Annotated in this window: 12 protein-coding genes; 6 read left to right on the top strand and 6 right to left on the bottom strand. The window is 68.5% G+C overall.

All coding sequences use genetic code 11. The features are described from left to right. Positions 1–20 precede the first annotated feature (20 nt). Positions 21–3,008 (top strand): BTAD domain-containing putative transcriptional regulator, encoded by a 2,988-nt coding sequence (locus tag ACFVWG_RS03590; protein WP_391541551.1) that lies wholly within the window; start codon positions 21–23, stop codon positions 3,006–3,008. A gap of 159 nt (positions 3,009–3,167) precedes the next feature. On the opposite strand, the gene ACFVWG_RS03585 is transcribed toward ACFVWG_RS03590, so the two are convergent. Next, positions 3,168–3,755, bottom strand: a complete 588-nt coding sequence (locus tag ACFVWG_RS03585; protein WP_391541550.1) for a TetR/AcrR family transcriptional regulator — start codon at positions 3,753–3,755, stop codon at positions 3,168–3,170. An 84-nt stretch (positions 3,756–3,839) separates the two neighbouring features. Between ACFVWG_RS03585 and ACFVWG_RS03580 the strand changes: the two genes are divergently transcribed. Further along, the gene (locus tag ACFVWG_RS03580; protein WP_391541549.1) at positions 3,840–4,625 is read left to right on the top strand and encodes an SDR family NAD(P)-dependent oxidoreductase; all 786 of its coding nucleotides are present in this window, start codon (positions 3,840–3,842) and stop codon (positions 4,623–4,625) included. Between the two features lie 740 nt (positions 4,626–5,365). Here ACFVWG_RS03580 and ACFVWG_RS03575 read toward each other — a convergent pair. Beyond that, the gene (locus tag ACFVWG_RS03575; protein WP_391541548.1) at positions 5,366–6,265 is read right to left on the bottom strand and encodes a neutral zinc metallopeptidase; all 900 of its coding nucleotides are present in this window, start codon (positions 6,263–6,265) and stop codon (positions 5,366–5,368) included. A 106-nt stretch (positions 6,266–6,371) separates the two neighbouring features. Here ACFVWG_RS03575 and ACFVWG_RS03570 point away from each other — a divergent pair, with 106 nt between their 5' ends. Next, positions 6,372–7,970, top strand: coding sequence for an ABC-F family ATP-binding cassette domain-containing protein (locus tag ACFVWG_RS03570; RefSeq protein WP_391541547.1), 1,599 nt, complete (start codon positions 6,372–6,374; stop codon positions 7,968–7,970). 49 nt (positions 7,971–8,019) lie between these two features. Next, positions 8,020–8,790, top strand: a complete 771-nt coding sequence (locus ACFVWG_RS03565) for an enoyl-CoA hydratase/isomerase family protein (RefSeq protein ID WP_391541546.1) — start codon at positions 8,020–8,022, stop codon at positions 8,788–8,790. Here the strand turns inward: ACFVWG_RS03565 and ACFVWG_RS03560 are convergent, their stop codons facing one another. Genes ACFVWG_RS03560 through ACFVWG_RS03550 form a run of 3 tightly spaced genes read right to left on the bottom strand, consistent with a single transcriptional unit; the run spans position 8,791 to position 10,009 of the window. Continuing rightward, entirely contained in the window at positions 8,791–9,225 is a 435-nt protein-coding gene (locus tag ACFVWG_RS03560) for an SRPBCC domain-containing protein (protein ID WP_391541545.1), read from the bottom strand. A 5-nt stretch (positions 9,226–9,230) separates the two neighbouring features. After that, positions 9,231–9,578 (bottom strand): ArsR/SmtB family transcription factor, encoded by a 348-nt coding sequence (locus ACFVWG_RS03555; RefSeq protein WP_391541544.1) that lies wholly within the window; start codon positions 9,576–9,578, stop codon positions 9,231–9,233. Continuing rightward, positions 9,575–10,009 carry an SRPBCC family protein gene (locus ACFVWG_RS03550; protein ID WP_391541543.1) on the bottom strand — a complete coding sequence of 145 codons (435 nt, stop codon included), beginning with the start codon at positions 10,007–10,009 and terminating at the stop codon, positions 9,575–9,577. The genes ACFVWG_RS03555 and ACFVWG_RS03550 overlap by 4 nt, the downstream gene beginning before the upstream one ends. Positions 10,010–10,164: 155 nt before the next feature. On the opposite strand from ACFVWG_RS03550, the gene ACFVWG_RS03545 reads away from it, so the two are divergent. Then, the gene (locus tag ACFVWG_RS03545) at positions 10,165–12,039 is read left to right on the top strand and encodes an ABC transporter ATP-binding protein (RefSeq protein ID WP_391542136.1); all 1,875 of its coding nucleotides are present in this window, start codon (positions 10,165–10,167) and stop codon (positions 12,037–12,039) included. A gap of 25 nt (positions 12,040–12,064) precedes the next feature. Then, entirely contained in the window at positions 12,065–12,241 is a 177-nt protein-coding gene (locus tag ACFVWG_RS03540) for a hypothetical protein (RefSeq protein ID WP_391541542.1), read from the top strand. Here the strand turns inward: ACFVWG_RS03540 and ACFVWG_RS03535 are convergent. Continuing rightward, complete coding sequence (locus ACFVWG_RS03535; protein WP_391541541.1) at positions 12,238–12,741, bottom strand: hypothetical protein; 504 nt, start codon at positions 12,739–12,741, stop codon at positions 12,238–12,240. The genes ACFVWG_RS03540 and ACFVWG_RS03535 overlap by 4 nt on opposite strands. Positions 12,742–13,234 lie beyond the last annotated feature (493 nt).

Here is a 13,234-nt window from a genome sequence, read left to right as displayed (position 1 = left end):
ACGGGGATGGAGGAGCGAACATGGTGAAAACCAGTGAGCCGGTGCGGACGGCGCGGTTGCCGCAGCAGCGGTCGGCCAGTCCGGGTGCGGATCGGCTGAAGGGGTTCGTGGCGCTGCTGGCGATCGTGGCGATCGTCGGCGGGGTGCCGTATGTGCTCCTGCGCTTCTTCGGTACGCCGTGGCCGGACCAGATGCCGAACTGGAACGTGCTGGTCGACGAGCTCGACATCCGCGCGGTCCTCGGGATCTTCGCGTTCGTCATCTGGCTTGCCTGGCTGCATTTCGTGGTCTGCCTGATCGCGGAGGCGGTTGCCGAGATCCGCGGGCATGGTCTGTCACCACGGGTCCCACTCGGTGGCGGTTCGCAGCATCTGGCGCGCCGGCTGATCTCTGCCGTCGTACTGATCGCTGGTGCCGCAGGCGTCGGCATGCCGGTCGCGAGCGCGGTCACCGCCAGCCCTGGCACGGTTCCGACCTCTGTGTCGGTTGTGCAGGGTGGTGAGCACGAGTCCGGCTCCGCCTTCCGCCAGACCGAGCACCGGAGCACGGTGCTGTCCGGGTCGGCGCAGCACGCGACGAAGACGACTACCGGCGTACGGACGAACAACGACCAGAAGGGTCAGGTCGTCAAGTACACGGAGGTCCGGCCGCCGCACGGGCGGAACTACGACTGCCTGTGGGACATCGCCGAGCGGTACTTGGGTGAGGGTCGCCGGTACAAGGAGATCTACGACCTCAACCACAACAAGCTTCAGCCTGACGGCCGCCGCCTTACCAACCCGGATCTGATCCTGCCGGGTTGGCAGGTGCGCCTGCCGGCCGACGCCAAGGGCGCGGGTGTGCACACGGTCCGGGTCAACATCGACGCACCTGGCAAGAGTCACGAGGTCAGCCAGGGCAAGCCGCGCGTCGTGGCCAAGACCGCGACGCCCAAGCCGGCCAAGGTTGCCGCGCACGAGCAGGGCGGCCGCTGGGCCGACCAGGGCCTGGAGTCCGGCTCGTCGGTCACCATCGGTAGCGCGGCCAGCGACCCGGGCGCCAAGAACATCAAGCCGGGGGACCCGGCTGTCGGGACGCCCGCGCACGACCCGAAGACCGGGGAGTCCCAGCCGGGCGATCCGGCCGCGGGCGGTACCACGGTGCCGGACGTCGTTCCGGTTGCCGCCGACCAAGGCATCGACCTGACCCAGGCCGGGATCTACGGCTTCGGTGGCACGCTCCTCGCCGCCGGCCTCGCGCTGGCGCTCAAGCGCCGCCGTGGCTGGGCGCAGGGCCCGGGCCCGAAGGCTGCCGGCCACCGCCAGACTGAGGTCGGTCTGCGGCTCGCGTCCGACATCCCGACCGCTCAGTTCGTCGACACCGCGCTGCGTCAGCTCGGCGCGGACATGGCTAAGTCCGGCCGTCCGATGCCGAAGGTCGTCGCCGCACTGGTGACCGACCGCGCGCTCACGCTGGTCCTCGACCCGTACGAGGCGCAGTCCGCTCCTCCCGGTCCGTGGCAGGCCATTGCCGAGGGCACCCGATGGACGCTGCGCCGTGGGTACGCCCCGACCGCCGAGGTCACCGCACCGGCGCCGTACCCGACTCTTGTCACCATCGGTCAGAACGCCGACGGTGCGACCGTGCTGGTCGACCTCGACACCGCGAACGGCATCGTCAGCTTCGGTGGCGTCAACAACGCCTCCCGTGACGTGGTCGGTTCGCTGGCCGTCGAGCTCGCGACCAACCTGTGGTCCGAGGGCGCGCACGTGAGCATGGTCGGGTTCGGTGACGACCTGTCGTCGCTGGCTCCCGGCCGCCTGAGCTACTGGGTCCGGCTCGACGCCGCGCTGGCCGAGGTCACCCGCCGTACCGACGCTCAGGTCCAGGCCTGCGACCGGCGGAACGTCGCCTCGGTCGCCGAGGCGCGGACGACGCATCCGGACCCGATGCTGTGGGGTGCGGAGGTCATCTTCGTCTCCGCGCCGCCGTCGCCGGAGGAGCAGGACCAGCTGAACCGGCTCGCCGAGGACCAGAAGCGTGGCATCGCGGTCGTCGTGGTCGGCGACGTGATCAGCTCGCCGTGGCGGTTCGTCGTCGACGAGAAGAACCAGGCCGTCTGCCGCCTGCTCGGCCTTGAGGTCGAAGCGCACAGCGTCACCCCGGAGCAGGTCTCCGAACTGGTGGCCCTGTTCGACGCCGCCGATTCGGATGCGCTGGACAAGCGCCGTACCGAGCAGAACATGCCGGCGTACGAGTTCGCCGCGACCGATCTCAGCGTCGCAGCCCCGGTCGAGGTCGACCTGCTCGGCCCGGTCGAGGTGGACGCCCGTGGCTCCATCGACGACGGCCGGATCGCGCTCTCGACCGAGATCATCGCCTTCCTGGCCGGCCAGGACTACGGCGTCCACCCGAACGTCCTCGCGGGCGCCATCTGGCCGCGGGGCATCAGCGACGAACTGCGTGACTCCGCCCTGGAGCACACTCGCCGCTGGGTCGGCAAGGACGCCATGTACGCCGATGAGTCCGGCCGCTGGATGCTGAACCGCAGCATCGTCCGCGTCGACTGGGACGTCTTCCGCACCCTGGCCAAGCAGGCCACGATGCAAGAGGACCCGCGCGCCGCCCTCTCAACGGCCCTAGGCCTCGTCCACGGCCCCGCCTGGGCCGACATCCCAGCCGGCCGCTACTCCTGGCTGGCCGCCTCAGGCATCGAACGCCGCATGGCCGAGGCAGTGGTCGACGCAGCCCTCAAGCTCGCCGAAGCCTCCCTCACCCACAACGACGGCCAAACAGCCCGCACAGCCCTCCAAACCGGCCTCAGCTTCTCCCCGGCCTCCGAGGACCTGTGGCGAGCCACCCTCCGCCTGGCCGCCCACTTCGGTACCCCTCAAGACGTCACCAACGTAGCCACCCAGCTCTACACTGCCCTCGCCAAGCACGGCGCCCCCCGAGGCCCCGAGCCCGAGACCGACGCCCTAGTAGACGAACTCCTCCCCGGCTACCACCGCCCCGCCCAGGTCGCCTGACCCCACCAACGCAACCGCCCTGCACCCGCCGGTGCAGGGCGGTTCCCATTTGCCTGGCTAGGCAGCCAAATCAGGGGTTAAGCACCCGTGTTACCGGTGCTTAACCCCTCACTTGAGTGCTGAGCCACGCAAATGCGGCGACGCGGAGGCCGGTACGGCTTAAGGGTGGAGGGAGGTTAGGGCGAGGGTTAGGAGGGTGGGGAGGCCGGTGGTGCCGTTGAGGGTTCGGGGTTCGTGGAGGTGGTTGGTGATCTGGAGTTGGGCCAGGCCGTGGAGGAGGACCCAGACGACGGTGGCTACCTCGCGGGTGGGGCCGGTGGGGAGTTCGCCTTGGGCTTGGGCTTCGGCTACCAGTTCGCGGATGGAGAGCATCGCGTCGTCGGCGGCGGACTCGAGGGCGGCGCCGGGCTCGGTGAGGGGGGCGTCGCCGAAGATGAGTTGGTAGCGGTGTGGTTGCTCGAGGGCGTAGGCCAGGTAGGCGGCGCAGCCGCGGTGCAGAGAGGAGCCGGGGCCTTCTTCGGTCGCGTCGCGACGGATGCGGGCGGCCAGGTCGTTGAGGGTCGTGGCGGCGAGCGCGCGGAGGAGTTCGGCCTTGTCGACGAAATGCCGGTACGCCGCTGAGCGGGACACGCCGGCGTCAGCGCCGACTGCGCGCAGGGTGACCGCTTCGGGGCCGCCGGATTCGAGGAGGGCGCCGGCTGCGGCGACGATCGCTGCCCGGGTGGGACCGGGATCTCGAGGGCTCACCCGACGAGATTAGCTCCGTATGTTGACAGCGTCCACTTTCGTCGTATGCTGACACTGTCAACAATCAAAGTGGGGAGACGGATCATGGACCTCGGGTTGCAGGGAAAGACTGCTGTTGTCACTGGGGCGAGCCGGGGGATCGGGCTTGCGACCGCGCAGGCGCTGGCCGCGGAGGGCGCCCAGGTTGTCGGTGTGGCGCGGACGGTGACCGCGGAGATGAAGGAGGCGTGTGCGCTGGTCGTGTCCGCCGACCTTTCGGGCGCGGATGGGGTCCAGGAGTGCGCCGACGTGGTGCTTGAGGCCTTCGGGCGGGTCGATGTGCTCGTCAACAACGTGGGTGGCGGGGATGCGCCGACCTTGGCGCCGTTCGTGGAACTGACGGACGACCACTGGGACGAGATGTTCCAGCTGAATCTGTTCGCCGCCGTCCGGCTGACCCGGGCGCTGGTGCCGTCGATGATTGCCGCAGGTGGCGGTTCGATCGTGAACGTCTCGTCGATCGGCGCGTGGAAGCCCGAAGGGCCGCCGCTGGCCTACAACGTCTCGAAGGCCGCCTTGCGTGCCTTCGGAATCGGCCTGGCCGGCGAGCTCGGCCAGCACGGCATCCGGGTCAGGAATGCGACTCCCGGACCAACACGGACGGCCGTCTGGGAGGGTGACCGGAGCCTGGGTGCGGAGCTCGCGCGAGTCACCGGTGCGCCGCAGGAGGCGATCGTCGCGGGCGTCCCGGCCCAGTTCGGGATGGCGACGGGTCGGCTCGTGGAGCCCGCGGAGGTCGCGAGCCTGATCGTCTACCTCGCGTCACCACGTGCGGACAGCATCACCGGCTCCGACCACCTCGTCGACGGCGGCGCCATCCGTCTCCTGTAGCTGATCGCGGCGCTGAGGCGGACCGCTACCACTGACCAACCTCCGCGCCACCAGCTCCGCCACGCTCAGCCGCCCACCGGAAACCGCCCTCCGAGCCACTTGGTCAGTGCCGCACGTCCGCCCCGAGCGAAACCCACCCCGGACGAGCCCCACCCCGGACGAGCCCCACCCACCCCGAGCGAGCCTCACCCACCCCGAGCGAGCCTCACCCACCCCGAGCGAGCCTCACCCACCCCGAGCAGCCTCACCCACCCCGAGCGAGCCTCACCCACCCCGAGCGAGCCTCACCCACCCCGAGCGAGCCCGAGCGCCCCCGACCTGACCCCGCGCCGACACTGCCGCCATACCGGGGCAATTGCGCCGTGCCGCCACTCCCGCCGTAGCAGGGCAATTTCAGCGGATATCCCCTGAGCTTGCCGGTTCTCCCCTCGAAATTTGAACGGAGAACCGGCAACTTGAGGGGATATCCGGTCAAATGCGCGGCGGGCAAGCGGGCAAGCGGGCAGGCGCGCGGGCGGGCAGGCGGGGACGCGGCGACGCGGCGACGGCGCGCGAGCGGGAACGCGAGGACGCGGCGACGCGGGGCAGGCGTGCGGGCAGGCAGCCGGGCGGGCGGGCGTGCGGGCAGGAAGGCAGCCGGGCGGGCGTGCGTGCGGGCAGGAAGGCAGCCGGGCGGGCGTGCGTGCGGGCAGGAAGGCAGCCGGGCGGGCGGGTGGAGGTGCGCGGGTGGGGAGCGGAGGTTAGAGGGGGTTGGCGGACCAGGTGTCGCAGGCAGTCATGTCGCCGGAGTCCATGCCGGTCTTGAACCACTTCATGCGTTGTTCGGCGGTGCCGTGGGAGAACGACTCAGGGGTGACTTGGCCTTGGGTCTTGGACTGGATGCGGTCGTCGCCGACGGAGGCTGCCGCGTCCAGCCCGCGGGCGATGTCGTCGTCGGACAGCTCGGTGATGAGGGGCTTGCCGTTCTTGGCGGGGACCGTGGTGGCGTGGTTGGTCCAGATGCCGGCCAGGCAGTCGGCCTGGAGCTCGGAGCGCACAGAGTCTGAGGTGGGGCCGGAGCGGGTCTTGATGCGGCTGAGGATGCCGTAGAGGTTCTGGATGTGGTGGCCGTACTCGTGGGCGACCACATAGGCCTCGGCGAAGGGGCCGCCGCGGGCACCCAGGTCGGTCTCCAGGGTTTTGAAGAAGCCGAGCTCCAGATAGACGCGCTTGTCAGGGGGGCAGTAGAAGGGGCCGACGGCGGCGGTCGCCGGGCCGCAGCCGGTGCTGACCTGCCCCTGGAAGACGCGCAGGGGGGCGCGGGTGTACTTCTTGCCACGACGGGGGAGCTCAGTGGACCAGAAACCCTCGATGGAGTTCTGGTAGGCCACGAAGCGGCAGTTCTCGTTCGTGTTGACGTTCAGGCATGAGTTGAGGCTGCCGGGACCGGTGTTCTGTACGGCGGGCTGGTCGGTGCCGTCGCTGCCGAGGCCCGGGATGCCGCCGTTCAGCAGGACAATCACGACGAGCAGGATGATGCCGCCGATCCCGCCGCCGACCGGAATCATGCCGCCGGGCAGGCCGCCGCTACGTCCGCCACCGCTGCCGCGAGTGTCCTCGATACCGCTGGTGTCAAGATCCGCGTCGGGATTGAATTTCACAGCGACTAGACTAGACCTCAGAGCGAGGGATATAGGCGTGTCGTGACATCGCACCGCCGACCCGCCACCCGAACGCCCCCCAAGCCTTGAGGACACCTGCGCCGCGATGATCACTGTCTCCAACCTTGAGGTGCGCGTTGGTGCCCGGCAACTGCTGGCGCCCGCTTCGTTCCGGGTCGGTCCGGGTGACAAGGTCGGCCTTGTCGGCCGGAACGGGGCCGGGAAGACGACGTTGACCAAGATCCTGGCCGGTGAGGGGTTGCCGGCGAGCGGGTCGGTGACGAAGTCGGGGGAGATCGGTTACCTGCCGCAGGACCCGCGGACGGGTGATCTCGACATGCTGGCGCGGGACCGGATCCTGGCCGCTCGCGGGCTGGACGAGGTTGTGCACCGGATGCGCAGCGCGGAGAAGTCGATGGCCAGCGCTGATGAGAAGACGCGCGCCAAGGGCATGCGCCGGTACGAGCGCGCCGAGGCTGAGCTGCATGCCGCCGGCGGGTACGCCGCTGAGTCGGAGGCCGCTCGGATCGCGGCGAACCTGGGGCTGCCGGATCGCGTGCTCGGGCAGCCGCTGGGCACGTTGTCGGGTGGTCAGCGGCGGCGGGTGGAGCTGGCGCGGATCCTGTTCGCGCAGGCCGAGACGCTGCTGCTCGACGAGCCGACCAACCACCTGGACGCGGACTCGATCGTCTGGCTGCGCGACTTCCTCAAGACGTACCCCGGTGGCGTGATCATGATCAGCCACGATGTGAACCTGCTCGAGGAGACGGTCACCCGGGTCTTCCATCTGGATGCGAACCGGGCCGAGATCGACGTCTACAACGTCGGCTGGAAGGTTTACCTGACGCAGCGCGAGCAGGACGAGCGCCGCCGCAAGCGGGAGCGTTCGAACGCCGAGAAGAAGGCGACCCAGCTCGTCGACCAGGCGAACAAGATGCGTGCCAAGGCGACCAAGGCCACGGCGGCCCAGCAGATGCTGAAGCGCGCCGAGCAGTTGATGTCGGGGCTCGAGGACGAGCGTCGTTCCGACCGCGTCGCGAAGATCTCGTTCCCGTCGCCGGCTCCGTGTGGCAAGACGCCGTTGATGGCCAAGGAGCTGTCCAAGTCGTATGGCTCGCTGGAGATCTTCACCGACGTCGACCTCGCGATCGACCGCGGCTCGCGCGTCGTCGTACTGGGGCTGAACGGTGCCGGGAAGACGACGCTGCTGCGGGTGCTGTCGGGGATCGAGAAGTCGGACACCGGCGAGGTGATCGACGGTCACGGCCTCAAGCTCGGGTATTACGCCCAGGAGCACGAGACCCTGGACGTGAACCGGACGGTCCTGGAGAACATGAAGACCGCGGCTCCGGATCTGAACGAGACCCAGGCGCGGAGCGTGCTCGGCGCGTTCCTGTTCTCCGGGGACGATGCCGAGAAGCCGGCGAGTGTCCTGTCCGGTGGGGAGAAGACCCGGCTGGCCCTGGCCACGCTGGTCGTCTCGGCGGCCAACGTCCTGCTGCTCGACGAACCGACCAACAACCTGGACCCGGCGTCGCGCGAAGAGGTGCTGAACGCCATCCGCTCGTACAAGGGCGCGATCGTGCTCGTCACCCACGATGAGGGCGCGGTCCAGGCGCTGGAGCCGGAGCGCGTCCTGCTGCTGCCAGATGGCGTCGAGGACCTTTGGACGAACGACTACGCGGACTTGGTGTCGCTCGCCTAGCCTGAAACCGTCCCCGCCCCGGACGCTACTCCGGGGTAATGTACGGCGCATGACTGATCTCGGACTGCGGTTCTCGGTGGATGGCCCGGTGGCGCGCGTCGTACTGGACCGGCCGGAGGTGCGCAACGCGCAGACCCCGGCCATGTGGCGGGCGCTCGCCGAATTCGGCCGGTCGCTGCCGGACGAGGTTCGGGTGGTCGTGCTGTCGGGGGAGGGCCAGTCCTTCTCGGCGGGCCTCGACCGGCGGCTCATCATGGGCGAGAACGACCAGGGCGAGGAGCCGCTGCTCAGCCTCGGCGCGAAGTCGACCGAGGAGGTCTATGAGATCGTCGCCGAGTTCCAGGCCGGCTTCTCCTGGCTGCGCAACCCGAACATCGTCAGCATCGCCGCAGTTCAGGGGCACGCGGTCGGCGCCGGCTTCCAGCTCGCGCTGGCCTGTGACCTGCGGGTTCTCACCCCGGACGCCAAGTTCAGCATGCGTGAACCCGCGCTCGGCCTGGTCCCGGACCTGGGCGGAACACAACCGCTCGTCCAGCTCGTGGGGTACTCGAGGGCCCTCGAGATTTGCGCGACCACCCGCTGGGTCGAGGCGGCCGAGGCCAAAGAGCTCGGCCTCGCGAACATCGTCGTACCGGCCGAGGAACTGGCCGCGACGGTGAAGGACCTGACCGACGCGATCCTCACCCCGCTCGCCGGCGCGATCCGCGAGACGAAGGCACTGCTGCTCGGTGCGGCAGATCGCCCGTACGCCGACCAGCTGAAGGCCGAAGGTGCTGCCCAGGAGCGCCGCCTGAAGGAGCTCCTCAAAGCCTTCGGGTGATCAGTGCCAGTTGCTGACCTGTACGTCGTTCGGTGCGGGCTCGCCGGTTCCCGTCTCGACGAGCTTCTTCAGGCTCATCAGGAACGTCGCCCACTTCGTGCTGCAGTGGTACATGAACGGCACCTGCTCCGCCCAGCCTTCGTGGCGGAACATGATGATCGCGTACTCCTCCTCCTGGGTGAGGTCGAAGCGGATGTGCGTGCCGATCCACTCCGCCGGCCCGTCGACGACCTCCCAAAGCACGAGCTTGCCCGGCGTCGTGTCGAGGACCTTCATGTCGAAGCCGCCGACATCGCCGAACCGGAAGGCGATGACGCCATCGCGAGCCTGGGTGTCCTCGGTCCACCAGCCGGCCAGGCCGTCGATGGTTGTGAGGGCCTTGTAGACGTCGTCGACCGAAGCCTGGACGCCGATCCTGTGCAGGATGTCCACCATGATCGTTACCTCTTCCTTGCCTTGTGAATGGATGCGGCTTGGATGGCTTCTGCCATCCGCTTGATGCGTTGCAGGCGGCCGTCCCAGGCATCGCGGACGGTCGAGAGTTGCGCGACTGCGCGGGCGAGCTGATCCTCGTCGACCGTGTAGACGCGTTCGCGTCCGGCGGTCGTGGCGTGCACGAGGCTGATCCGTTCGAGCACCGTGAGGTGCTTCGCGACGGCCTGCCGGGTGACCGGGAGACGCTCGCTCAGCGAGGTCGCCGTACCGCTGCCGGCTGCCAGCAGGAGGTCGAGCATCTCCCGCCGGGTCGGGTCGCCGATCGCCGACCAGAGCTCGTCGTCGATGCTCACGATCCCGAAGCGACCTTTTCCGCGTACGGCGTCAGCCGGGGCAGGAAGTGGTCCCAGCCGGTCGTGTGGTCCTTGAACTCGTCATCGGAGCGGGCTGCCTCGTCGAATCCGGTTTCGACGAACTTCAGCAACGTGCCGTCGCCGTCCGGAACCAGGTCGAAGGTCGCCAGGACCGAGTTGGCCGCACTGGCGGCCTCGTCGGCAGGGTGCGCCCAGCGGAAGGAGAACCGCCGCGGCGGGTCCGCCTCGACGACGGTCAGCGGTACGACGCCGTCCGGCCCGAACGTGATGCTGCCGACCGCGCCCGGCGTGGCGACGACATCCGCCTCGTCCGGCCACCACTCGCGGAGGTGTTCCGGCGTACTGATGACCTCGTAGACGACCTCGGGGGAGGCGTTGATCTTGAGCTCTCGTGCAATGCTTCGACTCATCGGTCTCACTGTCCTTTCGCAACCTTTTGTTGCACATGACTGTAGTGGACCCGCCGCCGATATGCAACCAAAAGTTGCAGGTCGGAAGATCGGCGAGACCTGAAGTGTTGTGAAGGTTCATCAGTGGTGGGCGGAGAGGGTTGCGAATGTCGAACATGATGCGGATGGGTGGCGGCGCGAGCAGCTGGCGCCGGCAGGATTCGTCCGTTGTCGGGCAGAAACTGGCCAAGGGGACGCTGCGGCGGATCGTCGCGTTCGCGAAGCCGTACCGGGCGCACATCACGGTGTTCCTGCTGCTGGTGATCGTGTCGGCGGTCCTGGTGATCGCGTCGCCGTTGCTGTTCAAGAAGATCGTGGACGACGGGATCATCAAGGGGAACGGCGGTCTGGTCACCGCACTGGCCCTGGTCGTCGCGGGGCTCGCCCTGGTCGAGGCAGTGCTCGGGCTGATGCAGCGCTGGTTCTCTGCGCGGATCGGTGAGGGCCTGATCTTCGACCTGCGGACGAAGGTGTTCGCACACGTGCAGCGGATGCCGGTCGCGTTCTTCACCCGCACCCAGACCGGCGCGCTGGTCTCCCGGCTCAACAACGACGTGATCGGCGCGCAGCAGGCCTTCACCTCAACGCTGTCCGGCGTGGTCTCGAACGTGATCAGCCTGATCCTGGTCGTCGGCGCGATGCTCGTCCTCAGCTGGCAACTGACCCTGGTCGCGATTCTGATGCTGCCGATCTTCCTGATCCCGGCCCGCATCCTCGGCCGCCGGCTGGCGTCGATGACCCGCGAGCAGATGAACCTGAACGCCGGCATGTCCACCTCGATGACCGAGCGCTTCAGCGTCGGCGGCGCGCTTCTGGTGACGCTGTTCGGGCAGCCCACGATCGAGAACCGCGAGTTCGGCGAGCGCGCCGGTCAGGTGCGTGACCTGGGGATCCGGATCGCGATGCTCGGCCGAGTCTTCTTCACCGCCCTCACTTTGGTCGCCGCACTGGCAACAGCTCTCGTGTACGGCGTCGGTGGCAACCTCGCCGTTCGCCAGACCCTGACCGTGGGGACGCTGCTGGCCTTGGTCGCGCTGCTCGGCCGGCTCTACGGCCCGCTGACCGCGCTGTCCAACGTCCGCGTCGATGTGATGACCGCGCTGGTGTCGTTCGAGCGCGTCTTCGAGGTCCTCGACCTGGAGCCGATGATCAAGAACGGTCCCAACGCGACCGACCTCCCGAAGGACGCGGCGAGTGTCGAGTTCGACCACGTCGCGTTCGCGTATCCGACGGCTGAGCAGGTCTCACTCGCCAGCCTCGAGTCGGTCGCCGTACTCGACAAGCGCGTTTCCGCGCAGGTGCTCGGGGACGTGAACTTCGTCGTACAGCCTGGCCAGATGGTCGCGCTCGTCGGCCCGTCCGGCGCCGGCAAGACCACGATCACGAACCTCGTCGCCCGCCTGTACGACGTGACTGGGGGAGCCGTGCGGATCGGGGGAACCGACGTACGGGATGTGACGCTGCAGTCTCTGCACGACCGGATCGGCTACGTCACGCAGGATGCGCACATGTTCCACGACACGATCCGCGCGAACCTCATCTATGCGAAGCCGGACGCGACCGAGGAAGAGATGATCGAGGCGCTGCGGTCGGCGCAGGTCTGGGACCTGGTGGAGTCGTTGCCGGACGGTCTGGACACGGTTGTCGGGGATCGCGGTCACCGGTTGTCCGGTGGTGAGCGGCAGCGGCTGGCGATTGCCCGGTTGTTGCTCAAGGCACCGCAGATCGTCGTACTGGATGAGGCCACGGCACACCTGGACTCGGAGTCCGAGGTACATGTCCAGCAGGCGCTGGACACGGCGCTCGAAGGCCGGACGTCGCTGGTGATCGCGCACCGGTTGTCCACGGTCCGCAACGCCGACCTGATTCTGGTCGTTGACCACGGCAACATCGTGGAGCGTGGGACGCATGAACAGCTGCTCGCGCGCAACGGCGAGTACGCCGATCTGTATCACACGCAGTTCGCGGAGAGCGCGCTACCGTTGACCTGACACGTCAGTGAGGGAGGGCCGTCACGTGATCAAGCTCGCGCTGGTCCTCCTCGCGGGATACACCGGCTACAAGGTTGCCTACCACTCCGAAGACGGTGAGCACTACGGCAAGGTCGGCGACCGCGCGCTGCGGACGTCGCTCTCCCTGCTGATCGGGCTGCTCGCCGCGGGCATCACCTACGCGGCGCTCCTCAGGCACTAGGACGCAGTCTCCTTCTGCGGGTCCTGCTCGAGCAGATGCAGGACCGGGACCTTGAGGTGCCGGCGGGCCGAGTTCGTCCAGTCCAGGTGGAAGAACTCCGCGACGACGTGCGGCCGGGTCAGGATCACGACCTCCTGCCCCTGCGAAGCCTCGACCGTCGCGATCAGCGCATCGATCGGCCGGTCATGCGTGATCCCGCCCTCGGCGGTCTGCCCGAGGTCGCGTAGCCGCTGCACGCTCCGGCCGCTGCAGCCCTTGGCCTCGCTGTCGATCGCCTTCTGCGCTTCGGCCAGATCCTCGCGCTGGGTGGCCAGGCCGGGCCCATACAGATCCGCCGTTCCCAACGCACTGATCGAGGCCTCCACACCGGCCTCCGCGTTGTGGCACGGCACCAGCACGTGGTACTTCACCTCGTCGGGCATGTCCTCGTGCAGGTCGACCACACGCTTCGCGTCCGGCTCCGACAATTCCTGTTCCACGAGCAGTACGACGTCGTACATCCCGCACCTCCAGGTCTGTTACTCCCATAGTGCCTCACCTGGATCGTTCCAGTCCCAATGATCTTCCGGAGGTGAGTCGATGAACCTCGCGGTCCTGCACGTTCCGGGCTGCCCCAACCTGTAGCCGATGCCGGACCGGCTGGCAGACCAACGAGCGTCCGAGGAATCGCCGACCATGCCCCGCGAGTCTTCGGACGTTAGCGCGACCACCGCCTCCAGTCGATCGTGCTCCAGCTCCGTACGCCGGACGACCAGACCCGACGGGGGGCATGCCTCATGACCCGGCCCCATCGTGGGTCCCGGGTCGTGACCTAGGACAGGTCGGGCATGCGGGGTGTGGCTGGGCGTTCCGCGAGGTGGTGGGTGGGCGGCGGCCGGGGCGGGTGGTGTCTACGGTCCGGCTGCTGGGGTGGCGTCGGTCGCCCAGGGATCGGTAAAGCCGGGCACCATCGCCCTCAAGTGGGCGCTGAAGGCCTCGCGAGCGGCGGCCAGT

The sequence above is a fragment of the Kribbella sp. NPDC058245 genome, from assembly GCF_042882005.1.
Taxonomy (GTDB): Bacteria; Actinomycetota; Actinomycetes; order Propionibacteriales; family Kribbellaceae; genus Kribbella.
Note: the sequence above shows the minus strand (reverse complement) of the source record. Positions and strands in the feature narration are given on the sequence as shown.

What these genes read in the sequence shown, in the direction of transcription:
- ACFVWG_RS03590 (WP_391541551.1), top strand. Translation starts at nt 21, where the DNA reads ATGGTGAAAACCAGTGAGCCGGTGCGGACGGCGCGGTTGCCGCAGCAG.
- ACFVWG_RS03580 (WP_391541549.1), top strand. Translation starts at nt 3,840, where the DNA reads ATGGACCTCGGGTTGCAGGGAAAGACTGCTGTTGTCACTGGGGCGAGC.
- ACFVWG_RS03570 (WP_391541547.1), top strand. Translation starts at nt 6,372, where the DNA reads ATGATCACTGTCTCCAACCTTGAGGTGCGCGTTGGTGCCCGGCAACTG.
- ACFVWG_RS03565 (WP_391541546.1), top strand. Translation starts at nt 8,020, where the DNA reads ATGACTGATCTCGGACTGCGGTTCTCGGTGGATGGCCCGGTGGCGCGC.
- ACFVWG_RS03560 (WP_391541545.1), bottom strand. Translation starts at nt 9,225, where the DNA reads ATGGTGGACATCCTGCACAGGATCGGCGTCCAGGCTTCGGTCGACGAC.
- ACFVWG_RS03550 (WP_391541543.1), bottom strand. Translation starts at nt 10,009, where the DNA reads ATGAGTCGAAGCATTGCACGAGAGCTCAAGATCAACGCCTCCCCCGAG.
- ACFVWG_RS03545 (WP_391542136.1), top strand. Translation starts at nt 10,165, where the DNA reads ATGATGCGGATGGGTGGCGGCGCGAGCAGCTGGCGCCGGCAGGATTCG.
- ACFVWG_RS03535 (WP_391541541.1), bottom strand. Translation starts at nt 12,741, where the DNA reads ATGTACGACGTCGTACTGCTCGTGGAACAGGAATTGTCGGAGCCGGAC.